This is a genomic window from Acetivibrio clariflavus DSM 19732 (assembly GCF_000237085.1).
GTDB lineage: Bacteria > Bacillota > Clostridia > Acetivibrionales > Acetivibrionaceae > Acetivibrio > Acetivibrio clariflavus.
Genome location: NC_016627.1, coordinates 1,891,709 through 1,918,514 on the forward strand (window position 1 = coordinate 1,891,709; position 26,806 = coordinate 1,918,514).

The following is a 26,806-nucleotide window of genomic DNA, read 5'->3' on the forward strand; positions in this document are numbered from 1 at the left end:
ATGGAGTTAAAACCAGATATTAAAATAGCTTTAGAAAGAATTAATTTTGTTGAAAGATATAAACGTTTATCTACAAAATATGCTTTTGACTCTACTGAATGTTTTAAATCATATGATAACACTGAAGTTCTAAACATATTCAGTGAGTTGGGATATAAAGCGACTTTTGACAAACGCGAAAACTTTTTTAAGGTTGTCAAAAAAACTCCGCCATTTAAGTTTCAATTCAATATTAGTTTGAAATATGGACTTGTTGAGTTGATATGGGCAGTATGGAAAAATGAAATTTATTACGGTTGCGGTGTATGGGTAATGATGAAGAGATTATTAGAAGAAGATGAAGAAAATTTAAAAGACCCAAGATTTCGCAATTATGAAGACCTAAAAGAGATATTAACAGAAGCATTTGCCATTTATGAAGATTTCAAACGTGAGTTTCTTGCAATCCAATAAATTTATATAATAATAGTAGAGGTGAAAATATGAGTGTATCAATTTACTATACAGCTAGAAGAAATAAACCTCTTACAAAAGAGGAGCAACAAGCAATTGACAGCTTAATTAAAGAATATTCGGTAGAAAAGGAAATTTCAGAATATTTAGAAACGGGTAAAGGATTTAATTGGGAACCATTTTGTGTATATGGCCCAGATCCTAGCGAACCAGATATTATTTTTGAAGGTTCTACCAGACTTCCCGACAATTCAAAAGAAGCAATTTGGGAAGGCCTTCAACATTGGAGTTTACTGCTTTCGGCTATACGTTGCGTAATACCTGATGCTAAATGGAATGTACATGTGAATGATCATGAACTTATTTGGGATGAGGAATACTCAGAATATGATTTATCGAAGTAACTCAATAATTAGATCATAAGACTGTTTGAAAAAACTCAGTAAAATAGTTTACTATGATAAACAATTAAGGATTAGTTAACTGTATTAATATATTTTATCTTTGAATAATATAATCAGAAATACATGGTGTATCAAAAAACTACTGAAAGTGTCGGAGTTTTCTGATATACCTTTTTATTTTATAAATTTATGAAGGTAAACTAACATTATAGATAATCATAAGATACTAGGATAAATTCATTAAAGGTATCAATAGACAGCATTGGACTACAAATAGTATGTGGTGACATACCTGCGGCAGCAAAAAGTATTGTAAAGTCAATGTCCGATTCGACAGATGAACTGATGACATGCTTAAAAAGAGAGCCTGAAGCACTGTTTGAATTGGTTGAAGAAACAAAAGAGCTTGATAACACTATATTGTATAGATTAAGAGACGACACTGAAATACAGTTGTTTAAGTCAGATTTGACGCCTGAGCAGATAATATGCTCAACAATAGGATGTTTCACCGGCGATACATTAGTAACCACAAAAGAAGGATTAAAGAGAATCGATGAGGTAAAAACCGGCGACTATGTACTCTCAAAAGATGTCAAGTCGGGAGAGATAGGATATAAAAAAGTAAATTATGTGTATATCAAAAATACAAGCAAGCTGGTAAAATTATTTGTAGGAAATGAAGAGATAAATACAACATCAAGCCATCTATTCTTTACAGATTCTGGCTGGTGGAAATCTGCAAAGAATATTAAAGTTGGGGATAGGATTTTAACAGATGATGGTGAGCTTAAGGAAGTAACAGCAACAATAGTTGTTGAGCTGGAGGAACCTGTAAGGATTTACAACCTTAATGTTGAGGATTATCATACATATTTTGTTGGTACAAATGAGCTGCTCGTGCACAATGATTGTAGTGAGGTCATGACAGAAGCATTTAACAAAGCAGTTTTAGCTGCTAAGGCACGTGGCATAAATGATCTCGATGAATTAAAAAGAATTGGTTTGTATGCTGCCAAGAATGTTGGTGATGAGATTCTTGAGATTGTAAACGATTTCATTAGAAGAGCCGTGGAAATTCGGAATTCCAACACGCTTAATTCTTCTTTACGATCAGGTGGAGTTATAGGTTTTGCTGATTGTCAGCTAAGCAGAGAAATACCTGGATTAAGCAATAGCTTAAAAGCTCATAGTGGTATTAGCAAAGGAAGCAAGTTTGCAGACGGATACGTTGTAAACAACCCTGATTATCAATTATTTGAAAAATTTTATTGTAAATCTGGCGGTGAAAAAGTTGATTATACTGATGTATCTGGCTGGCTTCGGGATATTGATAGTGAAGCTAAATTACTTGAAGAAATTGAATACCATTTAGATAAAAATCCAGATGTTACTGGAACGATAAAACTTTTTACAGAAGATCCGCCATGTGATAGTTTATTATGGGTCATAAAGCAGTTTAGAGAAAGGTACAAAGATAGAATTGAATTAAAAGTTTATGATGGTCATTATGATACATGGTGATTGGAGGTATTTATGAAAGTGTCAGTGGTAAAATTAAATTACCCGATTTCGGGAAAGAAAATTCCCCACCTATTCACAAACTTCTGCTTGTAGATTAACATAATGTTAATTATATAAGTGGGAGTCGATAATAATGTTGGGGGTAGCGATGCATACAACAATACAAACTTTATCAAAAAAAGGATATAACAAGACACAAATTGCAAAAATACTTGAAATTGACAGAAAGACCGTAAGACGGGTTCTTAATGAACTTAATGAGAAAGGAATTGTTGAAAGAAAAGAAACTTGCTCAATACTTGATCCATATAAGGAATATATTCAGATACAAGTAACTAAAGACTTAAAAGCAATAAGAATATATCAGGATTTAGTGCGAGAATTTGGATTTCAGGGTAGTTATGACACTGTAAAAAAATATGTTGCTAAAATAAAAAAATCTCCACCTAAAGCATATATGGTACTACACAGTTTTCCCGGTGAAGAGGCACAAGTGGACTTTGGATATATTGGCACTATTAAACTTCCGGACGGCAAGTACAAAAAGGCTTGGGTTTTTGTAATGGAACTCAGCTATTCCAGATATATGTATGTTCAAATTGTATTTGATCAGAGTATTTCAACATTCATAGATTGTCATAAAAAAGCTTTTAGATATTTTGGAGGAGTACCACAGAATGTAAAGATCGATAATCTTAAAGCAGCTGTATTGGAAGCTGATTTTTATGAGCCTGTTGTTCAAAGAAATTATGCAGCATTTGCTTCTCATTATGGATTTTCTCCCGAACCATGTAGGGTAGCAACACCTACTGATAAGGGAAAGGTAGAATCAAATATAAAATATGTGAAGGATAACTGCTTTAAAGCACGAGAATTTAAAGATATTGATGAGGCCAAAGCGTTTTTAATGGAGTGGCTTGAGACTATAGCTAATGTTAGAATACACGGTACAACAAAAAAAGTTCCATCTGAAGAATTCAATTCGTATGAAAAAGAAAAACTTCTCCCTCTTCCTACGGAAGAATACAACATATCTGAAATAACTTCGGCAACTGTGATGCCAAACTGTCACATCTCATATAGGGGGAACTACTATTCTGTACCGTATGCATACATTGGTGAGGAGGTTGATATTGTTATCATAGATAATCTACTTAAGGCAGTATATAAGGATAAAGAAATAGCCCTTCATCCCGTAGAAAAGAATGAAAAGGGCAAATTCTTCACAGATAAAAATCATTATCCTGATTATAAAAATATCACGGCTAATGAGATAAAGTCAAGATATCGAGAGAAAATGAGTGAAATTGGAAAACATGCAGCTATATTTTTTGAGAAATTCTTAGAGCAGGTAGAAACAAAATATAACTATCGAGCTATTGCAGGAATAATTTCCTTAAAGAAAAAGTATGACAATGCTACTATTGATAATGCCTGCCATAGGGCATATATGTACAATGCACTGAAATATAAAACGGTAAAACGAATTTGTGAACAGGGAATTGATTTGCTGCCTGTAGAAACAAACCAAACATATATTAACTCAGAAGAAACCTTCTTATCAAGGCCATTATCAGAGTATTCAAAACTTCTAAATTGAGATGAGGTAAAAAAAGAATGAATGATTTAATGTTTTCAAGATTAAGGCAGTTAAAGCTATCGGGGTTCATAAAAACAGTGGAGGCAAGAAATGAGCAAGCTATTAAAGAGCAGATGTCTTACATGGAATTCTTAGAGTTGCTATTAAGTGATGAATTTTCGAACCGTAAAGATAATGGTAATAAAAAGAGGATGCAAAAGGCAAAATTTCCTCAAATAAAGACACTAGAGGAATATCAGTTTAATCAACAGCCCTCTATTAATAAAAGATTTATATACAATTTGGCAACCTGTGAATTTGTCCGCAAGAAAGAAAATGTAGCCTTCATAGGACCGCCAGGTACTGGAAAAACTCATTTAGGTATAGCACTTGGAGTAAAAGCTATATCTCAAGGATACAATGTATTATTTACAACAATAAACCATATGCTTGAAGACTTATATTTATCGAGAGCCGACAATTCTTTTAGTCAAAGGCTGAAGTACTACACAAATCCAGATTTACTTATACTAGATGAACTAGGACTAAAAAAGCTTAATCAGAATAGCGTAGATGACTTTTATGAAATCGTATCGAGAAGATATGAGAAAGGCTCTATAATAATAACTTCAAACAAAGTTTTTGATGAGTGGGGTAGAATATTCTACGACCCAGTTTTAGCAACAGCAATATTAGATAGGTTTATTCATCATTGTCACTTTGTAGTTATAAAAGGCGAAAGCTATCGAATGAAGCAAAGCAAGGAAAGCCTTAAAGCTATATCCACAAAAGTGCAAGAGAATGAATAAAATTAGCAAGTTACTGTTCTTTGACAAAAACATATTTATTTTATCCAAACAATTAGGTATGTAGTATACTAAAAGCGTGAAAAAAGTTTTTTAAGTGCGGTTTATAATGAGATGGGTCCCATATGATAGCCTGTTAAGGCAGGCCAGTTTATCATACCCCTCAGCCCTACTTAAAAGAAATACCTACGGGGTATGGTGGGCTGGTCTCACTGGCATGTAATCATATGGGGGAGGCTCGTTGTAAACTGGATTCTTGAAAAAGTTTTTTCTCTGTTACATAGAGTTTTTTTATCTTTTTTAAAGTGGGGAAAATTCTTTCCCCTTTTTGGGGAATTTTTATTGACAATAACACATTTATATGCCAATTCAACATCGTCAAATATTTCAACGGTTACACCCAATTCTTTAAAATCATTAATTATAGGATTTAAGCTCATCTTGCCGACTTGCAAATCCGGCATCATTATTGCCCAGTATTTCCATCCTGCATCTAATATTTTTTGTTTCCAATTTTTTTCTGCCCACTCAAGATCTGCTTTTCTAAGAGCGGAGCTGTTTCTGTCATCCGACAGCCACTTTTTACAGCCTTTTTTTTCAAAATATTCAGCTCCGGTTGTAAGTAGATTTATTAGCTTGTCACCATATATAAACTTTTTGAACTTGTGATGTATTATTTTAGTATCCGGATAGTACCATAATGTTGCATAATCGTTATCAAGCAAGATTTCCATATTTACATTTAGTTTGTCCATTGATAACCTCCTTGATTGCCATTATTTTGATAAGGATATGATATTTTTTTAATAATGCAATGTTTAAATGAATATCGTCATAAAGACATAACTAATTTACATAATTTTTTCGATCGGGTTGATTTGTTTTTTATTGATTCGGATAATTAATGGCTGTTTGTAATTTGATGAATTACCAGATATGTATAAAATAAATATATTATGAAAATATGTCATAAATATTATCAAATCCAGCATCAACTTAAAAATTATATAAAAAATTGGAACATACAAGTTCAATGAATCTGAATGAAATGTTAAAAATTGTCCATAAGATTATTAATATCATTATAAAAATATGTGAAGCCTTATTAATTTTAACATTAAAATTTGGTATGAGGAAAAGTTTTAATTCATACATTTATGATAGTTAACAACAGTTAGGTTTGATTTTATTTAAAAATTAAGTTATATTATTGTATGTAAAAAAATAGTGTTTATAATGAATATCTTTATGTAAAAGGAGATAGGCAATGATAATAAAACCGAAAACCAGGGGATTTATTTGTACTACGGCACATCCGGAAGGATGCAGGCAAAATGTTCAGGAACAGATAAATTATATTAAGAGTAAAGATCCGATAAAGGGCCCTAAAAAAGTTCTGGTAATTGGATCATCAACGGGATATGGATTGGCTTCAAGAATAACCGCAGCTTTCGGTTGCGGAGCCGATACTATTGGTGTGTTTTTTGAAAAGCCCGCAGAAGAAAAACGTACAGCTACAGCTGGCTGGTATAACATGGCAGCCTTTGAGGAAGAAGCCAAAAAAGCGGGATTATACTCAAAAAGTATAAATGGAGATGCTTTTTCCGACGAAATCAAAGAGAAAACCATAGAGCTTATAAAGAAGGATTGGGGAAAGGTTGATCTCATAATTTACAGTCTTGCAGCACCAAGGAGAACTCATCCAAAGACCGGTGAAGTATTTAATTCGGTTATAAAACCTATAGGAAAACCTTATACAAATAAGACGGTTAACTTTCATAACGGAGAAGTATCGGAAATAACAGTGGACCCGGCCACAGAAGATGAAATCAGGCAGACTGTTGCAGTAATGGGCGGAGAAGACTGGGAAATGTGGATTGAGGCTCTTAAAACTGCCGGGGTGCTTGCAGATGGAGTTATCACAGTTGCATTTTCATACATAGGGCCCGAGCTGACTCATGCTGTATATAAAAACGGTACAATAGGAAAAGCAAAAGAGCATTTGGAAGCTTCAGCAAAAAACATTACAAATTTTCTCAAAGATATTAACGGAAAAGCCTATATATCAGTCAACAAGGCTTTAGTAACACAATCCAGTTCGGCAATACCAGTGGTCCCTCTCTATATATCACTCCTGTTTAAGATAATGAAGGAGAAGGGAATTCATGAAGGATGTATTGAGCAATTATACAGGCTTTTTGCTGAGAGGTTGTATGCCAATACTTTATTGTTGGATGAAGAGGGCAGAATACGCCTGGACGATTTCGAAATGAGAGAAGATGTTCAGAATGAGGTTGCAAGGTTATGGAGTTCGGTAAATACGGAAAACATTGAGGAAACAACTGATATTAAAGGATATAGGGAGGACTTCTTCAAGCTCTTTGGATTTGGGCTTCCCGGAATTAATTATGATGAGGAATGCAATGAAAAGGTAGATATTCCAAACATTATTTAGATTATTATGAATCCCCTGTTCTTTAAAGTCAGAAAGAACAGGGGATATTACTGTCCTTATATTCTGAAATCTATAATGTACGCAAAAATTCCCTGTCGTAGTTTGTCGAAATTTTAATGTTTTGTTTTCCATTCTAAGCGAATGTGTAGTAATAAATTCAATATCTGATTTGAATTTAATTCTAATGTTATAATATAACTATTAAATTAGGAGGTAGATTTATGCAATTTCTGATAGTTCTCATTCTAATTCCAGTGATTGTATATTTATTCCTAGCTCGAACGCAATATCTTGAAAAAAGTATATATGAAAAAATAGAAGCACACGGTGGAAAAGTGATAAGTATTGAAAGAAGAAACTTTTTTACAGGTATCGGGCCATTCCATGTGGTTGGAAAGAATAGAGTTGTATATAGAATTGTATACGAAAAAAATGGTGTCGAAAAAGAAGGATGGGTGAGATTTGGTGGCATTATGGGACCGGATTGGAGATTGGATGAATAATGTATTCATTTTTAAGGTTACCGGATTTATAAAAAGATTTTAATAGTTTGAAAAAGGACTAAGGGCAAGAACCAGTGAAGAAGAAAGTTTAGCAACTTCTTGTAATACAAATAAGAAGGCTAAATATAAACGAAAACCACGAGCAAAGCTCGTGGTTGTAAATGTGAGAATTTTTAAAATAAATTTATTTAATTGAAAACTGCATTATTTAAAATGCAATTTAACAAGAGAGGTTATCAAAAATGGATGATTAAAGTTTAGCATATAATAAGCAATTTTTCAAACGCCACATTTTGACTATTTTACATGTCTTTCATAAAGTCTTGAAACAAAATCTTTACAATATTTTTTAATAAAAAATAAAAAAACATATTGAAATTTGGTTTAAAATGGTATATCATATTTATGAGAGATGGAAAAAATATCTAATTAGATTAAAATAATACAGAATATGTATAATAAAGTCCGAAAATATTTATGTGCTGAAAATAATTTAATGATTCTTACTGTACACATTTATATCTCAATATTTTTGGTGAAAATATTTGTATTCTTAGTTAAAATACTTACGAAATTATGTACATTGTATCATAGAAGCAAACGACATAATTCGAGTTTTTATAAATTCAATGTACCCTGTTTTCTGATACTCAAAGCCATAATTTAAGTCTTGTTTGTTCCTGAGAAATTTCATCATATCATTTAATAATTTATTTGCCTTATTATGTTTTATTTGGTGTATAGAGTTTTCAAAAATTGCGTAAGTCAGCTAAAATTAGCCTAAGTACAATCAATTTCTTTGAAAATTAAATTAATATGAGTTTAAAAAGTATACAATCTTTTGCTATTATAAACGTCTATTAAAGTAAAAAAGTCTGATGTGAAAAGTATTTTGCAATTTCATTTCTGTTACAGTTTGCCCATAATGCAAGGGAGGGGTAAATTTGAAAAAGTGGAAGAAGTCTCTTTATACCTATGCAGTTGAATTCAGTGAAGAAATAATTTTATATAATAGCTTTATGGGTGCAATAGCACGAGTACCTAAGGATAAAGCGGAAAAGGTAAAGAATTTTTTAAACTACGGTATTGATGATAATGATTTGGAAGATTCCCTTGCGTTGGAATTATGCATGCAAGGCTTTATGGTTAAAGCTGATATTGAAGAGCAAAAGTATGTCAGGTCAATATTAGAAAAAGAACAGGACAGTACTTTAGGGCTTACCATTATGCCCCATGAAGGCTGTAATTTTAGATGCGTATACTGTTATGAAAATTTTGAAAACGGACTTATAAAACCAAAAGTAATGAAAGGAATAAAGTTGTTTGTTAAAAAGAAAGTTGAGAGAGGAAATTTTTCAAGAGTTACTTGTTCATGGTTCGGTGGAGAGCCGCTTTTGGCCTATGACGAAATTTTAGAGTTATCTGATGCCTTTATACAATATTGCAGTGAAAACGATGTCAAATATGTAAGTTCAATGACCACCAATGGTTATTTATTAGTTCCTGAACGGGTAGAAAAACTAATTGAACGAAATGTACTGTATTACCAGATTACTCTCGATGGACCTGAAAAGGTACATAACAGGAGTAGAAAGTTGATTGGGGGAAAGGGAACATACAGTACGATAATGCAAAATTTAAGATTGATGAAAGAATTTAATAACCGGGAACTTACTGTAAAAATAAGGGTGAATTTTTTCCCCAATTCATTGAACGAATTGGAGGATTGGATAAAATACGAAATAGCTCCGGTTTTCTCGATGGACAAGAGGTTTATGTTATCCTTCCATCCCGTTAGAAAATGGTGCGGATGCAATGTAAGTGACAATGAGTACTTTGAAGACCGTACTTCTTTATCCGAATTCATTACACACTTATTCAGAGTTTGTATAAAAATGGGGCTTTCAATTCAAGATGTCCGTAATTCTTTAGATCCCCACGGAAATGTATGTTATGCCAGCAAAAGCAATTCAATAGTAATCGGTTCAGACGGTATGCTATATAAATGTACTGTTGCTTTTGATAATCCCGTAAATAATATTGGAGTGATTAATCAAGACGGTACATTGAATCTTAATCGTGTAAAGCTGGAAATGTGGACAAGGGATTATGCCGATAGAGAGGAAAAATGTTCAAAATGCTCATTCTATCCGTCTTGCCAAACCAAAAAGTGTCCGCTGTTATCAATCAGTTTCGGAAAACCTTCATGTCCAATTATATTTGATAGTATAGACAAGTTTATATTATCAACAGTGTATTCCTAAAAGAGTTTTACTTTCTTTAGGAAAGTGATATATTGAAATATTTTCCGCCTGTATAATTTTAAGGAGATGATATTTATGTTGGTTAATTTTGATGAAATGAAAAAAGTCGATACTCCGGCAATCAAAAGTGCAATAACCCTGTGGAACACAAGATTGGAGGCTATGAAAAAGGCTGAAAACATGAAAGATTTGATTTGTTACTTAGGAACACCAGTTGAATGGAGTGACAATTGCGAGGGCAATGTTTAATGTGAGTGCCAAAAAAAGCGCTTAACCAAGAAATATCAGATCCTGGAAGTCAAAAATTATTGTATGTTTTAATTTATCTAAGAGTCCCCCTTATTGTTATATGAAAAATACAGGCGGAAATTTCTATTTTTTCATTTTAGCTTCAACAGTATTAATACAATTTGGTTTGAAAATAAATTTTGATTTTTAATTTGTAACAAGAAAACTTGTTTATGAATAATATGCTAATGTAAATAATCTAAAAGGAAAGGATTGGTTTATTGATGTTTGGTAAAGGCGGAATATTTGATAATGATGAAATTTTATGGTTTATTATTTTGTTCCTGTTGCTGTTCTTCTGTAGACCATACGGCCCGGTAGCAGGCGTTGCTGAATGCTAAGCTTATAAATATACCATATTTTTTGTCGTGAAATATCCTATTTTTCTTATATTTATTATGCAGATATGTTATATTATTTGTTTTTTGATTACTTATTTGCTTTTCAGTAAGGATTTTTCACGACTATTAAAATGCTTCAGAAGAGTATTTTGTATTAAAAGTTAATAATCGAGGTAAAGGTTAATAATCGAGGAGAGAATTCCTCGATTATTTCTTTTGTAGAATAATAGCAGAAAATTTTTTGTTGTTTTCTAATATATCAAATATTATGAAATTTAGACAATGCACAACAATATATGATATAATTGTTAATACAAAATAAATGAAAAGTTTTACATTTTTATAGACCGAAATTGTTAAATGATGTTATAATAAAAAGGTGAGAATTTTTTGAGAGGAGTAGTTTGCATATGAAAAAATTTGTTATAGGTTTCATTTTAGGTAGTCTTATCACAGGAACAGTAGGGGCAGCTGCTCAATACATTTTAACGCCAATAACTTATGATATCACAGTTAATGGTAAGAGTTTGAAGGATGAGCAGTATCCAATGCTGAACTTAAATGGGACAACCTATTTGAGCCTTAGAAAAACATGTGAAGCGGTAGGGGCAACACTTTACTGGAATGAAGCAACAAAAACTGCTGAACTGACAACAAATAATAATACTTCAAGCGTTGAGGTAACTTCGAGCGGAAGTGTTATAATGAAATCCGAACTCTTTACATTACGTGAAGAGCCTATAATGTATGTAATACACGATAATGAATATTATATAGAAATTTCTGCTTTTGCACAATACTTATCAGCTGATGCTAGTAACGTGTACATAAAAATACCCGGTAAAGCGGATTTGACATTACCTAAACAAGAAGGAAGCGACAAGTTAAAGACAGGTAAAACTGTAATTGAATACTTGAACTTTACTTATGTAAGATTAGCTGATTTGAACTTAACAACAGAATTAAAAGATAATGTTTTGTGGTTAAAATAAGCCCCTATGAGATCAAACTTGATGTTGATAAAAACCGGTCTACTTAATGGTAAACCGGTTTTTATTGTATATTGATTTGCTCTTTGATTAATTTTAATTTAAAATATAAAAGTAAACAGGTGTTTTTGTTTATGTGAAATAATTGCTTTGATATAAAAATGCTTTGTTAATATAAGGGAGGACAGCGGTGGCTGATAAATTGTGGATATGGATAGTGCCTTTGATATTTTCGTTTATTTATTGGGTTTTATCATTATTTAAAGGTATATTGTATGATAAATTTATATTTAAATTCATAAGATATGAGAAAAAAATATTTAGACGACTATATTATCTTTTTTCACTAACCTGGTCGTTCATTTTTTTGTATGGATTCAGAAATGAAATATTAAATTTAAATTTAGCCGGCCCAAACATGGGCAATCATTGGAATTTTATTTGTGTGTCTTTAATAATATTGATTTTTATTGTAGTATGGGATTTCTTATTTATATCTTGTAAAGGGATTAATGCCATAATATATAAAGATGTTAAAATATCAGCAGAAGAAGCTGAAGACATAAAAATCACCGAAATAATTGAAGATAAAAACTTTAAAACCTTAGATAATATATTAAATGCTCAAGACTTGTTAGTGCGTGAAATGGAAGAGTATGTTGATTATTATATAGAAAATGATTTCGATGAAAATACTATGTATAAAGATTTGGTTAAAAAGTATGAAAAAACCAGGAAGGATATAAAAATTTCTATGTACAAAGCAGATATGGAAGGATATAAAGAAATGCAAAAGGATTTAAAATTAGATGACGCTAAATTATCAAGCATATTATATTCTTTACAGTATAATAGAGTTTGTTTTCCTGAAGATTCGGATAAAGATATTATATATGCAATTATTTCAACTTGTGGTAACGGGGATTATATATTTGTATTGGAATCTGATTTTTTATACAAAAATGAATTTATTGTTATTCAAAACATCATACATATTTTTGATTTGTGTTATGAATTGGAATATAGACGAGCAAATGATTTATCAGATGTATAATATTTGAAGTTATCCTTTGTTTCTGGTATAATTAAATTGAGTGGAAGGGTGATAATTATGTCTAGTGTAAGAGAAAGTAATTTTCAACGTATTGGTAGAAAAATAGCCCAAAAAAGAATTGAAAAAAAATCAGATGCTTGTAAAAATCCGTTTAACACATTTTCAAATGATATAAAAATGAATCATGATAAAAAGGCTGAAAAAGGTAAGAAAATATTATATGATAAAATTTTAAGCAGAGTTTAACTATATTTCTGACGATTGCTATAACTAAGGCACAGGTTTTAACCTGTGTTTTTTTGCGGTAAGTTTTGAGAAAATAGTCTGCACTTATCGGTGAAAGCCTTGTATTGCTGGTAGTATTCAATTATAATTAATAATGAGTAAAAAAATTCTATGCTGTTACAAATAATTTTTAATTTTTTTATTTACAAATACAAATGATTGTGCTATAATATGTATTCGTTATCGGGGTGTAGCTCAGGTTGGCTAGAGTGCTTGCTTGGGGTGCAAGAGGTCGCTGGTTCAAGTCCAGTCACTCCGACCAAAGCAAAAAGCGAGTTGTATTTTCACAACTCGCTTTTTGCTTTATATTTTGTACATGATTTGTACCCGAATTCCAAACGGATTTTTCAAAAATAAATACTGTGTAAAAATTTGCTGTTCTGTTGAAATTCCCTAATACCAATTATAATAGATTCTTTTCTTTCTGTTTTACATTTTTCCATTACCCATACTTTAAAATTTGATTTTTTCAAGTGCATTTCAAAATCCGGAACTTATATTATAGTTTTCGTGCTCTTAACCACAATTTGTTTCGTTCTTTGCTCGGAGGAAATATAAAATTTAACAGCATAAATCATAATTTTAATGAATAAAACATATATTGATTGTTGATAATTAATAATGAGCAATTTTATTACAATTTATAAAATTAAAGCTAATTTAAGGGAGGAAATAATATGTTAAGTAATGAGGCAACACCAATAAGTGAGCCTCCAACGTTAAAAATTCAAAGAAAAAGCAAAAAGACACTGATATTGGTATTATATATTATATTTGTTGTGCTTGTGTCTTTAGGAGTCAATAATTATTTTATTTATAAATGGTTTAAAGACACCAGAACGAAATATGAAGATACATTTTTAAGGATTCAGGCTGTGGAAGAAGAAAACAGTAGATTAATATCTGAGAAAAATACAATAACTTATGAATACAACATGCTGAAAGAACAAATAAAGCAAATTACCGAGCAAAATGAGCAAATGACAGCTTTACTTGAAGAAATCAGGATTAAAAATGATGAGCTGATGGAAAAGAATAGACAACTTGAGGAGCAGAACAAGGAACTGGTACAAGACAATATTGAGCTTCAAAACACATTGAAAAAGGCAGCTTCAGTGGGAATAAAACCCCAAAGTTATACTGAATTTAAGGGATTAAGTACACGGGGTTCTATAGAGCGTGGTCAATATCTCGGAAAATTTTTGGGAACTGCCTATACTCCATCTGCTTCGGAATGCGGAAATAACTTGGGAATTACAAACTCAGGAAAACCGATAATACCGGGAATATCTATTGCAGTGGATAAAAATTACTGGCCTTTCGGTACAGTATTCTATATAAAAGGACTTGGATATGCTGTAGCTATGGACACCGGCAGTGCAATTAAAGGGAGAAACAGATTTGATTTTGCTGTGTTTGATAAGAATTTTGCGAAACAGCTGGGATCAAGTTATTGGGATGTTTATCTTGTAAAAATGGGAAACGGAAAGGTTGAAGACATATCTCTTTAGCTATTTGTATAACATACTATTCTGAACGCATCCACAAAGTACTTTGTACTCATTTTACCACTACTCTTATTATCCTTTGCAGCTATTAATCGGATGTGAAATTCGGCATATAAAACATTTTATATGTTTACTGAAAAGATACTTATTAAGGGATATTTTAGATACGAATATAAAGGGAAAAGGTTTATATAAAAAATAAACACTTTTCCCTTGTTTTACGTCTTCAGATCATAAAATATTTGATTTATTTTTTTATTTGAAGTAAAATTAAAGAAAAAATTCAAAAATGAAATTTATAACAATAGCACGTTTATAGCTGAATTTGCGTCCATATCGATTTGTTGTACATATTTTGTGCAGGTGGTCATTTATGATTATTACTTCTTTTGAAAAGAGTAGCAAAAATAAGGATATGATTTCGGTGTTCATAGACAATCAATATGCTTTTTCACTCCCGGAAGAAGAATATTTAAGGCTTGGTCTTTATGAAAAAAGCGAAATCACAGAAGAGGAATTGGGCTATATAAAGAGGGAAGTATTGATAAAGAGTGCTAAATCTAAAGCGATAAAATATGTATCATTAAAATTGATGAGTGAAAAGGAGTTATATAGCAAATTACTGTCAAAGGGATTTGATGAAGAGATATCAAGAATTGTAGTAGATGATTTGAAAGCCTTAGGTTACATAAATGACAAAATTTATGCTCAGAAATTTGTTTTTGAACGAAGTAAGCTAAAACCAAAGTCGAAAAAAATGCTTAGGATGGAATTAAGCAATAGAGGAATTTCTGACGATATTATTGATGAAGTTCTGGACAATTTTGAATATGATGAGATAACAGTTATTGAAAGGCTAATAAAGAAAAAGTTTGGGAAATATGATTTAACAGATCCTAAAATTGAGAAAAAGGTATTTTCTTTTTTGACTCACAGAGGTTTTTCCTATGAAAACATCAGACATGGACTTTTAAATATTTGTAAAGATGAATAAAGAATTTATAAAAATTTTCAGTATAAAAAATTGCATCTTTTAAATAGTGCGGACTAATATTTAGTTATCTTTAATTATAGTAGGAGGAAATTAAAATGGATGAAGCTGAATACAAAATCGAAGAAATAGTATTTTGTGAAAATTGTCAGGATGATGTAAAATATGAAATTCGCAGTGAAATTATAAAAATTGATATGGAGGATATTGAGTTTTCCTACGAGGCGCTTGTTCCCTATTGCAAAGAGTGCGGGGAAGAAGTAAGTGTACCGGAAATAAATGATTTAAATATAATCCGGGCATACAAAGCGCAAAAAGAAGCATTAGAGAACAGAGAAGAGTTTAAATAGGTGATAATTCTCCTATAATTGCAATAAAATAAATAAAAACAGGTAACTAAAAATAAACCTGTTTTTTTGTGTTCAGAATTGCTTATTTTATTATATTATTGAAATTAAAAAAATTGTGAATTATAATACAGAGGTTACTAATATATAGTTTTTCTAATCTGATTAATAAAAGCATATGATGCTAAAAAGAGTAAATTGCGGACTGGACTTGGAACGGAGGAGAGAAATTGGATCTTATTACAATAATATTAACGGCTTTAGGGCTTGCAATGGATGCTTTTGCAGTATCCATATCATGCGGAATTTCGGATGATAAAAACACATCCAGTAATGCACTTAAGGCGGGGGGTGCGTTCGGTTTATTTCAGGGAGGAATGACTACATTAGGGTGGCTGGCAGGTTTGTCCTTTAGGGTTTGGATTGAGAATATCGATCATTGGGTTGCTTTTTTGTTATTGGGAGTTATTGGGGCTAAAATGATTTGGGAAGCCTTTGAAGATGAAAACGAGTGTATTGCGCTTACCAGTTTTAAGTTACTTATAACGCTTGCCATTGCCACAAGTATAGATGCTCTCGCAGTCGGAATCAGCTTTTCAGCTTTAAAAATAGATATATTATTACCTGCTCTGTTGATAGGTATAATTACTTTTGCTTTGTCTTATTTTGGAGTCTTCCTGGGAAAAATGATAGGATGCAATACCAAGTTTAAAAAGTATGTGGATGTTTTTGGCGGTATAATACTTATAGGTATAGGTTTGAAAATTTTGCTTCAGCATATGTTATGATAATGATTAAGATTTAGTGGTTTAAATTTGATTTAATAATTTAAAAGAATTAGAAAACATACCTGCGATAAAGTACGCAGGTTTTTTTACGTCTATTAAGAAATTACAGTTAACATATTATGTGATACAAGAATAATATATTACAGAAAGCTTGAGATGAAAGTTGGTAATTTATGTATAAAGTTATGATTGATCCCGGCCATGGGGGGAAGGATAAATCGAACATTGGGCCAACTGGCTTTGTTGAAGCTGACGGAGTATTGGATATATCCCTTAAGTTAAGAGATGAACTGCTTGCAACCGGCGCATTTGAAGTTAGACTTACAAGGGAAACCGATACTTATTTGGGAGTTAGGGAACGAGGCATGATGGCTGCACAATGGGGAGCCGATTTATTTATATCGGAACATACAAATGCTACCGGTCTGGCTAATAATACCAGTATTAGAGGTACTGAAGTTTATTCAAGCGTAAAACGAAAGGATGATGCTCTTGCAGCAGAAATGTCAAAGGCAATAGCCCAAGCAATTGGAACAATAGACAGAGGTGCAAAAAAACGTGAAAGCACTGTAAATCCCGGTGAAGATTATTATGGAGTAATTGATGCGGCTGCTGACGGAGGAGTTCCGCATATTCTCCTAATAGAAAATGCTTTTCACGACCATAGGGAAGACGAAGCATTGCTTAAAGATCCTGCAAAAAGATTGGCTATAGCCAAAGCTCAGGCTGACGTTATATGCAGGTTTTTTGGTGTCTCAACAGAAGGGGATAATAATTTGAACTGGAAGCAAAAAATTGTTCAGGAAGCTTTGGATTTAGGATTAATAACGGATAAAAACTGGATAGACAAAGCAGATGAAATGGCAACCATTTGGTTTGTGTGTGCTGTTGCAATAAATGTATATAAAAAATTAAAGTCATAATTATGTGTTTATAAAAGCATTAGTATGGAGGTTTATATATGACGGAGGCTGTAAAACCTTCATCTTTTTTTTTATTCCGATAAGATTATGGTTATCTTGATATATGAAATACTATTTTTTAATATTGTATTGTAGGCGTATTATATGTATAGCATTGAGGAATACGTTTTCAAAAAGGTGGGAAACCGATGATAAAAAATATAATATGGGATAGACTTTATGACATTTTTGCAGATATATATATAAAATTAAATTTTGTCAATCCCATTGAAACAGGCAGAATAACAGGCAATTTATTTGTTGTCAGAACAGGAACAGCAAATTTTTATATTTATAAAACCGGCCAATATATAATAGCTTTTGACTGCGGATATGGAAAAAGTCAAATAAAGCGGGAACTTCTAAGTTTGGGTATTAAACCTGAAGATATTACCCATTTGTTTTTAACTCACTCGGACTTTGACCATGCCAAAGGATTATCGGTATTTGAAAAAGCAGAAATATATTTATCTTCCGATGAGGAACAGCTGATAACAGGAAAAAAGGCAAGAAAATTTGGCATTATCTACAACTTTAGAATAAAGCGTAGATATCATTTGCTTAATGATAACGATATAGTTACTGTTGGTTCGACAAAAATAAAAGCTATAGCTACACCGGGGCATACTACAGGTTCTATGTCGTACTTAATCGATAATGAAAAGATATTGATTATTGGTGATGCTTTTAGAATTATAAAGGGAAAAGTTTATCCCATAAAACTTTATAATATGGATTCCAAAAAGCACAGGGAATCTATTAGAAAATTAGCATATATTGAAGATGTAAAATTGGTATGTACGGGACATAGAGGATATTACGACAGGTTTGACGATGCAATAAGACATTGGAGATAGTTCAGTTCCTGTCTCTTGCCAATTTGCCTATCAATATATTTTTTAATTCTTATTCAGAAAAATTTTCAAAATTTTTATCCATAATTTTAAATTTCATACTATATAGTTCTATCAATTTTAATATAAATAAAAACATTTAGGTATGTAAAAAATAAAAATTACGAAAAGATGCTTTTTAAACTGAATTGCTGTTTGTTAAATTATACATAAAATTTAAATTATATATGCAATAGCAAATGCTATAAAAGTTACAAAGGTGAGAGCAGTGGGCTTTAGATATAGAAGAAGCATAAGAGTAGGTAAAGGAGTAAGACTTAATATAAGTAAAAAGGGAATAGGGGTGAGCGTTGGGTTTAAGGGTGCCAGAATCGGTGTTGGACCAAGGGGGTTAATACGAACTTATTCGATTCCTGGAACTTCTATTTCTTATATAAAACAAACCTCTTTCAAATCAAAAAGAAACCGTAGCGGCTCTATTAGATCAAGTAACTCTGATACCGGTAATTTCAGTAGCAATAAGGCTTCAAGCGGTGATAAAACTTTTTATTTCCAAAAGCAAAAAACAAATGAAAAGAAGTGGCTTGTACTAGGCATAATATCGCTGTTTTTTGCTTTTGTTAATCCCGGATTCATTGTTTTTCTTTTGTTATTCGCTTTCCTATATTACAGAGGATTAAATAATCCTGAGAACCGATCAAAAAAGCTGTATAACAAGGCTTTGGAACTCTTTTTAAATAAGAAGTTTTCAAAGGCACTAACCTTATTGCAAAGGTCTGTTGAATATTTTGAGGATAATATCTTTTCACACTTTATATTGGCAATTATTTATCACGACCAAAATCAATTTGATCAAGCTATACGTCATATTGATAAATATATTAGTCGGAACCCGAATGACATAGCGGCTAAATTTATTAAAGCCGATTGCTTTTTTGAATCTCAACAATATGAATTGGCCATTGATTTACTGCAGTCATTCAAATTTTACAGCGAAGAATATGAAATAAATCGGATTCTGCTACTCGGTAAATGTTATTTTAATTTGGAAAAATACGATATTGCCATTGAACAATTTAAAAAGGCACCAATAATGAAAAAGAAAATTAATGAGGATATATTGGAGTGCAAGTATTGGCTGGGAGTTTCTTATTATAAGACAGGAGACAAGAAAAAAGCAAAAACTCAATTAGCAAAAGTATATGCGGAAAATTCCAATTTTCTTGAAGTAGAGAAGTATGCTGAGGAATTAGGTTTGATATAAATTGTTTTTTTAATAATAAATATAATTAAACGAGACAGAAACCTGCATTAATGTAAAGTTCTAGTTTCTGTCCCGTTGCCAATTAATCAATAATTATAATTAGATGTCATGACATTTGGTGGAGTGTTAAAATATCTTAGCCAATGGCACCCCATAATTCAACTTCTCCAATATGTACATAATCATCGCCGACAACGCGGTTTACATATATTCTGATAATCTTTTTTTCGACAGGTGTTTCAAATACTGCTTCGTCCCAATTTCCGCCAATATCCCTTCTTTCAGGAACAATAAGCTGATAAGTGCCTGACGCATTGTCCAAATCATCTATCGAATCTGCTGCTTCCACCCACCAGTTGTTTCTATCAATATCTGAATATCCGTTCTGTCCTAAGAAGACTTTTAGTTTTGATAATTTTACCGTTGTATCCGACGGAAATTCAATCTGAATGTATGCCGGATTGATGGCGTCGGTGACATATACAGTATTAATGTCATCATCAAACGCATTGCCTAAATTGGAATAATACACACAGTCAGTACTTGTTATAATTGCATTTGACAAGTCAAGTTTACCGTCGGTAACTACATTTAATTCAATGCTGTCGGAATATAATCCATATGCATCTTTTGCTCTTACTATGTAAGTGTAGGATTTTCCAATCTCAATACTTGTATCTATATAGTTCAAGCTCGATGTTTGTCCGATTATCTGTCCATCTCTTAAAATATCATATCCTGCTATGTCCATGGAACTGGGAATTGCAATCCAATCCAAAACAACAGCGTGGTCTATAATTGAATATGTAAGCGCTTTTACTACACTTCCTGGCATTGTCTTGACAAGTATATTGCTTGGTGGAGACAACAAACCCGATACATCTTTTGCTCTAACGTAAAATGAATATGTTGCTCCGGGAACTAAGTTCCTTATGGTGTAAATTCTGCTATTAGTTGTACCTATTAATTCAAAGGTGTCTCCAAATAACTGGTATACGTTGTAACCTACAACTTTAGAGTCATCACTGGATTCTTGCCACGACAGCGTAAGATCCGGGCCTGACGCTGTACCCATTAGACTAGCAGGTGTTGTAGGAGGAGTATTGTCAACTTTCAGTTCGGTGGTATAGTAGTGGTGAACCTCCGCCAAACTCGACCAACTGCCGCTCCATTCGTAATCGTTTGAACCTAAAGCCGGTGCATATGTAAACTGCATTCCGAGGATTCTCCCAGGATTTAATCGAATTCCTGTAATGATATTTGAGGAAGCTTGGTCGTTCCAATATGAATAACCAACACCTGGCCCAAGATCTTTTGTAAATTTGCAGGTCATGGTGTAGTAGCCCTGTTCATCCGGACCTGATATGGCAAGTTGTGAATCCTGTATATCGTCATATTCTCCCAGTCTGACTTTTGATGTTGGCGAGTCGGGATTTAGGTAAATCGCCTTATTTCCTCTTGATGTTTGATAACAATCTCCATAGGCTAACTCTGTTTGTTTTACACAATTCCAATCGGTAGTCCCGGATTCTGCAAAAACTCCGTCGGTTTCCCATGAACCGTTATGACCGCTTCCGTCAAGTGACATCCATACCTTTATCTTTTTGTTGGAGCGCACACCTAAATAAAGGTAATTATCGTCCCAACCTGAATAAAACTCTGCTTCAAGTGATTCGTCATACTGGAACGAAGGTATGGATGCAAGCTTTGTCCAACCGTCACCGATAGTTCCGTCAATTTCCGGTGAAGTATGGAATTTATATATTGCAGGGCTGAAATCGCAAAATGGAGTAGGGTCTTGACCGTCCGGTATTCCATCTCTGTCTGTATCGTAACTTAATGGGTTTGATCCCCTGTATATGCCAGCACAATATTCCTCAAGGTCGTTAAGGCCGTCTGAATCAGTGTCTGCTGTAGCAGGACTTGTTCCGAATCTTTCCTCATCGATAACAAGTCTTGAATCTTTATCAGCCATTAAGTCTTTATCTTTATCCACAAATTCTATATATCCCTCATGCATTCTGACACGCTTGTCGTAATCCCTGAATACTCTCAAAACTTGAGCCATTCCGTCAAAATCTTCACCGGCAACAAATTCATATCCTTCCTCAAGAGGATAAGCCCATGGGAAATGGTTGAAAATCATATAATATCCGTCATCTTTGTATAAAGCCTCTAAGGCATGTCCAATTTCATGGACAAAAAGCCAAACTACATGGGAATATAATATACCGTTGTCGTGGTCCTTACAATATGGACTCATGGTAGAATTATATGGATAAAAACCTAATCCATAATGAGTGTCTCCCAAAATTGAAGGGCCACCCCATCCTCCGCCACCGTTGTCCATTTCTTTTGCAATTAGAAAAAGCAAATCAAATTGATATTTTTGAATTCCCCTTGACTCTAAATCGCTCTCTATAACGCCCATATCCGGTGGTGTGCTGCTTGACACTACAGGGCATTGCGAATTTATCACAAAGAACGTAGGTTGAATGTTAAGCCTTCCCTTTGAATTTCTGTAGAAGAATTCTACACCTTTGTAAACTGAATTTATTGCCCTTTGAACATCTATGCCGGGAGAATAAATGGGAACAAGAAGTCTGAAATTTGTTACAGTACTAAGATTTGACTTTGTCGTAGATAATGTTGTTGATACTTCGTGGGAGAATTTAGAAATTATTGATCCGTTATTGTCAATCGCTGCTACTTTGTAATAGTATTTCATGCCTGGAGTGAGGTTATAATCAGTGTATTCAATGGTATTGCTTCCATAACTGCATGTAGCATAGGCTATAGGTGTTGAACTGTATGTACCGTTTGATGGTTTTCTGAATATTGCGTAACCTGCAGCGGCAGGATTGTTTACATTATTCCACTTAAGTGATGCAGTTGAATAATAGCCCGTAACTTCCAAACCTTGTGGTGCTTCAATATAGTCTGAACCTAATGCATTTGTTTGAGAAAAGGAAAAAAATAAAATCTGGGCAATTAATAAAGTGACTAATATTATTGAGTATGATATTCGGTTTTTTGTCTTCTGCATGATACCATCTCCTTCGATGCAAATTTCCGGCCAACCATGGAGTCGATCAAAGTTATTTACAATGTTATCTACCTCCTTAAATGAAAATTTGATATATATCAAAAAATTTTCTTCGATATGGAATAGTGGCATTTTATATATTACCATAATGAACTATTTATGGAAATACTGTAAAAAGTAATTTTGTGTTAATTTTACAAAAAATTTTTTGCTTTTATTGTCTAAAAGGCTAATTTAAAGAAATACAGGACTATTGGAGAGTTTGAAAATTTTTATTATGGGAGGATTATATATTTATATGTCGATGATGAATGCAGTATAATGATGCGGGAAAATAAGACAGACAAAACGGGCAAAATATATTGGAATAGAACAATGGAAAAGAAAAGAAATTTTGCACCAGAAAAAGCAACTCTTACACACTTATAGCCATATAAAATATTATTGCGAATTTACATAGTTTTCTACTTCTTTATCAACTTCTGTCTTCAACTCATTATAAATTGTATCAATATTATCCTTAAGGATATCATTTACTTTCTGAGGTATGTAAGGGTGATTATAATTTTCAAAATAGTCATAATATTCATGATTTTCATATATGTATAAATTATTTTCTTTCTTAAATCCAACTTTAGCTAGCCTTGAGTGAGCAGATTCAATATTACCGCTTTTGTCTACCCATTGAGAAACAATCCAGGAGTATACATTTACGTTTTCAGATGTTTCTACTGTATCAATAATTCTATACTTTCCAGTAAAAAAATCTCCCGCAGAACCCAGTGACGATTCTATCTTATTTATATAATAATCCATGGCTTCATCTATAGTTTTTCCGCCATTAATCTTTACACCGTCATCGTTCCTTGTAACTCGTGGCAGTTCTGTAACTTCTGGTGCATTTTCAAGTGTGTTTGTTGTATTACTGCAAGAAGGTAATAGAATAACTAAAATAACAGTAAGTGTTAAAAATTTGAATATTTTATTATTCATTTCTTTCACTTCCTTAAATTTTATCAGATATATCATTATTAGTAATTATAAATATATTTTTGCTGTTTGTGAATATAATTTAAAATAGTATGACAATAAATAACAAAACTTTTACAATTATCATGGACTAATTACTATTTCCATTATGGACTTATACTGGTAAATTTGTTTTTTATAATCTACTTAGAATTAACAATACAAAAATTTCAATGGTTAGGAAAGGTAAAGGCTTAAATTATCAAAGGATAGATCGCTTTTTTTGATATTAAAGATGGGAAATACCTTATCATAAAGATTGTGAAATTTACAATATAAAAAGCCCAACTAAAAATAGTGGACTTTATGGCTATCAAATTGGCTATCATATTTTATTTTAGCTGGTGCGAGGGAAGGGATTTGAACCCTCACAACCTTGCGGCCACTAGAACCTGAATCTAGCGCGTCTGCCAGTTCCGCCACCCTCGCACACTTGACTAGATTATTTTACTAGATAAATCGAATAATTTCAAGTGGTAAAATATATTTTTTGAAAAAAATATCTAGGAATTTTAAAAGAAATATGTTAATATTTAAGCGACAAAAAAGTATAAAAGTTCCATTCTATTAGACAAAAAGATAGAGAAAAAAGGCAGAAAAAGTAAGACATATCTATGGGGAGGGATACGAAGTTGCGAGCTATGAGCGTCTCAAATGACAGAGTACTAAATCGTGTTACTCAGATTTTTGAAAAATGCTCACAACAGGTTGGAGTTGATATTGTTAGTGTCGTCTTATACGGTTCAAGGGCAAAAGGAGATTACACTTCGCAAAGTGATTACGAATTCCTGATTTTAGTTGAAGACAATACAGATTTATTGAGGTTTATATTGATGAATGATACTATAAAATATGAGCTTTTGAAAGAAAGATTAATGAATGTAAAAATTCTTATGTATACACCCCATGTATTTGAAGAATTATTATATACCGATAAATTGGTTGGAACATTTCTGTATATGATTTGCAGGGATAATATACCGTTGTTTGATAGAAAAGGAACTTTTAGATCAATAAAAGAGCGCTTAACGAGTGACAATAATACCAGAAAAAGTGAAGAGGAATTTTTGGTGCAATGTATTGATTTTTCAAGGCAAATGGGCTCGGAAAAATGGGAACGTAAATGGGATAGGATACTGTTGCAGTTTAGATATCAAAAAAGAAGAAAAAGTGCATATTGACAGTTTAATTTGAAATAAATTTATATGTTTTAAAATAAATATTCAGGCAATTTTAAAAATATCCCGTTCAGTATTCAATTCGGAATAACTTCAAATCAGAACTATAGAATGGCAAAATTATCGACAATTAGTTTATTTTTTGCCAAAAAGTTTTATTTCAAATTAAAAATTTCATGAAATCATGTAATTTATAAATTATTGATGCTTTATAATTTTTTTTTTTTGCCATATAATAAATACTAAAGATAAATTTAGGAGGAAACCATTTTGAATAGAAAATTAATTGAATTTAAAGAAAATATTAAAGGAAAAAAAGTAGCGGTACTCGGAATTGGAATCAGTCATATTCCTTTAATTAAATATTTATATAGGCTCGGAGTGGATATAACTGCCTTTGATAAATCCGATGAAAACAAGCTTAAAGATGTAATTGACCAGTTTAGTGGCATGAATATTAAGTATAGCCTTGGTGAAGATTACTTAAAAAATCTGAAAGGATTCGATATAATTTTCAAAACTCCGGGTATGCGATTCGATTTGCCTGAACTTGAGGAAGCAAGAAGAAACGGTTCACAAGTAACTTCTGAAATGGAAGTTTTTTTTGAGCTTTGCCCTGCACAAATTTTTGCTGTTACCGGAAGCGACGGAAAGACTACCACTACTACCCTTATATATAAAATGTTAGTGGAACAGGGCTATAATTGCTGGCTTGGAGGGAATATCGGCACCCCGTTGCTTGACAGGATTGATGAAATCAATGAAACGGATAAAGTAGTACTAGAGCTCAGCAGTTTCCAGTTACATACCATGAAACGAAGTCCGCATGTTGCTGTTGTTACAAATCTTGCACCTAACCATCTTGATGTACATAAATCAATGGACGAATATGTGGAGGCAAAAAAGAACATATATTTGCATCAAACAGGGAATGATAAGCTTGTAATAAATTTTGACAACGATATAACCCGGGATTTTATTAATGATGCCAAAGGAAAGGTGGTATATTTCAGCAGAATTAATAAGATTGATTCCGGAGCCAAAATGAAAGGTAATATGCTGGTATATAGTGACGGAAAAGAGGAAAAGGAGATAATAAATGCTGATGATATTGTAATTCCGGGAGTACATAATATTGAAAACTACCTTGCAGCTATTGCTGCTGTGATAGATTATGTGGAAATTGATACAATAAGGAAAGTGGCAACGACTTTTAAAGGAGTAGAGCACAGAATAGAACTGGTTAGGGAACTTAATGGAGTCAAGTTTTACAATGATTCCATTGCAAGCAGTCCTTCAAGGACAATTGCCGGTTTAAATTCCTTCAAACAAAAGGTTATTCTCATAGCGGGAGGATATGATAAAAAAATTCCCTACGATGTTATGGGGGAAGTGCTTGTAAATAAAGTCAAGTGCCTTGTACTTATAGGACAGACAGCGCCTAAAATTGAGCAGGCACTACTGAAGGAAATAGAAAGGACAGGAAAAGGAAAGGATATACCGATAATACACTGTGATACGTTAAAAGAGGCGGTTGAAAAAGCGTATGAATCTTCAAAATCGGGGGATATAATTATTATGTCACCGGCCAGTGCAAGTTTTGATATGTTTAAAAACTTTGAGGAAAGAGGAAAGCAGTTTAAGGATATTGTAAATTCTTTATAAATAAAGACAAAAAACAAATAAAGACAAAAAACTTTTTAATCAACTATCAGCAGGCAAAGTCAGGTATAATGATGTAGAAAGTCATCAAACCTTTTAAAATAAAGGGTAAGCTTTAATAAGAGCTTACCCTTTGCTATCGTTTGCTTTACTTTTTTAAACTGTTATAAATCACTCTAAAAGAGCAAATTACTTAAAAAATGTTATAAAAATATTGATTTATGTATTACAA

General features: G+C 32.4%; 24 protein-coding genes and 2 tRNA genes. 22 read left to right on the forward strand and 4 right to left on the reverse strand.

What is annotated here, in order from left to right; all coding sequences use genetic code 11:
- The 5 genes from CLOCL_RS08070 to istB all read left to right on the forward strand — a co-directional run bounded on the left by CLOCL_RS08070 (position 1) and on the right by istB (position 4,769).
- A complete protein-coding gene (locus tag CLOCL_RS08070) occupies positions 1-453 on the forward strand; it encodes a hypothetical protein (RefSeq protein WP_014254838.1) in 453 nt (150 codons plus the stop codon).
- A 29-nt stretch (positions 454-482) separates the two neighbouring features.
- Entirely contained in the window at positions 483-857 is a 375-nt protein-coding gene (locus tag CLOCL_RS08075) for a hypothetical protein (RefSeq protein ID WP_014254835.1), read from the forward strand.
- A 321-nt stretch (positions 858-1,178) separates the two neighbouring features.
- Positions 1,179-2,381, forward strand: a complete 1,203-nt coding sequence (locus CLOCL_RS23125; RefSeq protein ID WP_014254865.1) for a polymorphic toxin-type HINT domain-containing protein — start codon at positions 1,179-1,181, stop codon at positions 2,379-2,381.
- Between the two features lie 148 nt (positions 2,382-2,529).
- Positions 2,530-3,981, forward strand: coding sequence for an IS21 family transposase (gene istA / locus CLOCL_RS08085; protein ID WP_081467093.1), 1,452 nt, complete (start codon positions 2,530-2,532; stop codon positions 3,979-3,981).
- Positions 3,982-3,998: 17 nt separating this feature from the next.
- Positions 3,999-4,769, forward strand: coding sequence for an IS21-like element helper ATPase IstB (gene istB / locus CLOCL_RS08090; protein WP_014253722.1), 771 nt, complete (start codon positions 3,999-4,001; stop codon positions 4,767-4,769).
- Positions 4,770-4,975: 206 nt separating this feature from the next.
- On the opposite strand, the gene CLOCL_RS08095 is transcribed toward istB, so the two are convergent.
- A complete protein-coding gene (locus CLOCL_RS08095; protein ID WP_014254866.1) occupies positions 4,976-5,521 on the reverse strand; it encodes a hypothetical protein in 546 nt (181 codons plus the stop codon).
- Between the two features lie 512 nt (positions 5,522-6,033).
- Here CLOCL_RS08095 and fabV point away from each other — a divergent pair.
- The 15 genes from fabV (at position 6,034) to CLOCL_RS21040 (ending at position 19,659) form a co-directional block, all read left to right on the forward strand.
- Positions 6,034-7,221, forward strand: coding sequence for an enoyl-ACP reductase FabV (fabV, locus tag CLOCL_RS08100; RefSeq protein ID WP_014254867.1), 1,188 nt, complete (start codon positions 6,034-6,036; stop codon positions 7,219-7,221).
- A gap of 221 nt (positions 7,222-7,442) precedes the next feature.
- The gene (locus CLOCL_RS08105) at positions 7,443-7,724 is read left to right on the forward strand and encodes a hypothetical protein (RefSeq protein WP_014254868.1); all 282 of its coding nucleotides are present in this window, start codon (positions 7,443-7,445) and stop codon (positions 7,722-7,724) included.
- Positions 7,725-8,668: 944 nt separating this feature from the next.
- Positions 8,669-9,988 carry a radical SAM/SPASM domain-containing protein gene (locus tag CLOCL_RS08110; RefSeq protein ID WP_014254869.1) on the forward strand — a complete coding sequence of 440 codons (1,320 nt, stop codon included), beginning with the start codon at positions 8,669-8,671 and terminating at the stop codon, positions 9,986-9,988.
- 75 nt (positions 9,989-10,063) lie between these two features.
- A complete protein-coding gene (locus tag CLOCL_RS22500; RefSeq protein ID WP_014254870.1) occupies positions 10,064-10,237 on the forward strand; it encodes a hypothetical protein in 174 nt (57 codons plus the stop codon).
- Positions 10,238-11,027: 790 nt separating this feature from the next.
- Entirely contained in the window at positions 11,028-11,609 is a 582-nt protein-coding gene (locus CLOCL_RS08115; protein ID WP_014254872.1) for a stalk domain-containing protein, read from the forward strand.
- 187 nt (positions 11,610-11,796) lie between these two features.
- Positions 11,797-12,660, forward strand: coding sequence for a hypothetical protein (locus tag CLOCL_RS08120; RefSeq protein ID WP_014254873.1), 864 nt, complete (start codon positions 11,797-11,799; stop codon positions 12,658-12,660).
- A 57-nt stretch (positions 12,661-12,717) separates the two neighbouring features.
- The gene (locus CLOCL_RS08125) at positions 12,718-12,906 is read left to right on the forward strand and encodes a hypothetical protein (RefSeq protein WP_014254874.1); all 189 of its coding nucleotides are present in this window, start codon (positions 12,718-12,720) and stop codon (positions 12,904-12,906) included.
- Positions 12,907-13,129: 223 nt separating this feature from the next.
- Positions 13,130-13,207 (forward strand) — tRNA-Pro (locus CLOCL_RS08130).
- A 415-nt stretch (positions 13,208-13,622) separates the two neighbouring features.
- Positions 13,623-14,456 (forward strand): 3D domain-containing protein, encoded by an 834-nt coding sequence (locus CLOCL_RS08135; RefSeq protein ID WP_014254875.1) that lies wholly within the window; start codon positions 13,623-13,625, stop codon positions 14,454-14,456.
- A gap of 370 nt (positions 14,457-14,826) precedes the next feature.
- The gene (locus tag CLOCL_RS08140; protein WP_014254876.1) at positions 14,827-15,447 is read left to right on the forward strand and encodes a regulatory protein RecX; all 621 of its coding nucleotides are present in this window, start codon (positions 14,827-14,829) and stop codon (positions 15,445-15,447) included.
- Between the two features lie 95 nt (positions 15,448-15,542).
- On the forward strand, positions 15,543-15,794 hold the full coding sequence (locus CLOCL_RS08145; protein ID WP_014254877.1) for a hypothetical protein: 252 nt from the start codon (positions 15,543-15,545) through the stop codon (positions 15,792-15,794).
- Positions 15,795-16,021: 227 nt separating this feature from the next.
- On the forward strand, positions 16,022-16,579 hold the full coding sequence (locus CLOCL_RS08150; protein ID WP_014254878.1) for a manganese efflux pump MntP: 558 nt from the start codon (positions 16,022-16,024) through the stop codon (positions 16,577-16,579).
- 173 nt (positions 16,580-16,752) lie between these two features.
- On the forward strand, positions 16,753-17,502 hold the full coding sequence (locus tag CLOCL_RS08155) for an N-acetylmuramoyl-L-alanine amidase family protein (RefSeq protein ID WP_014254879.1): 750 nt from the start codon (positions 16,753-16,755) through the stop codon (positions 17,500-17,502).
- A 188-nt stretch (positions 17,503-17,690) separates the two neighbouring features.
- Positions 17,691-18,398, forward strand: a complete 708-nt coding sequence (locus tag CLOCL_RS21035; RefSeq protein ID WP_014254880.1) for an MBL fold metallo-hydrolase — start codon at positions 17,691-17,693, stop codon at positions 18,396-18,398.
- Between the two features lie 265 nt (positions 18,399-18,663).
- Entirely contained in the window at positions 18,664-19,659 is a 996-nt protein-coding gene (locus CLOCL_RS21040; protein ID WP_014254881.1) for a DUF4236 domain-containing protein, read from the forward strand.
- Between the two features lie 136 nt (positions 19,660-19,795).
- Here the strand turns inward: CLOCL_RS21040 and CLOCL_RS08170 are convergent, their stop codons facing one another.
- The 3 genes from CLOCL_RS08170 to CLOCL_RS08180 all read right to left on the reverse strand — a co-directional run bounded on the left by CLOCL_RS08170 (position 19,796) and on the right by CLOCL_RS08180 (position 24,163).
- Positions 19,796-22,705 carry a fibronectin type III domain-containing protein gene (locus tag CLOCL_RS08170; RefSeq protein WP_014254882.1) on the reverse strand — a complete coding sequence of 970 codons (2,910 nt, stop codon included), beginning with the start codon at positions 22,703-22,705 and terminating at the stop codon, positions 19,796-19,798.
- A gap of 441 nt (positions 22,706-23,146) precedes the next feature.
- Entirely contained in the window at positions 23,147-23,698 is a 552-nt protein-coding gene (locus CLOCL_RS08175) for a hypothetical protein (RefSeq protein ID WP_014254883.1), read from the reverse strand.
- A gap of 378 nt (positions 23,699-24,076) precedes the next feature.
- A tRNA-Leu gene (locus CLOCL_RS08180) sits at positions 24,077-24,163 on the reverse strand.
- A 212-nt stretch (positions 24,164-24,375) separates the two neighbouring features.
- Between CLOCL_RS08180 and CLOCL_RS08185 the strand changes: the two genes are divergently transcribed.
- Positions 24,376-24,915: a nucleotidyltransferase domain-containing protein gene (locus CLOCL_RS08185; protein WP_245532892.1), complete on the forward strand. Its 540-nt coding sequence runs from the start codon at positions 24,376-24,378 to the stop codon at positions 24,913-24,915.
- A 267-nt stretch (positions 24,916-25,182) separates the two neighbouring features.
- Positions 25,183-26,577, forward strand: coding sequence for a UDP-N-acetylmuramoyl-L-alanine--D-glutamate ligase (gene murD, locus CLOCL_RS08190; protein ID WP_014254885.1), 1,395 nt, complete (start codon positions 25,183-25,185; stop codon positions 26,575-26,577).
- The last annotated feature ends 229 nt before the right edge of the window (positions 26,578-26,806 follow it).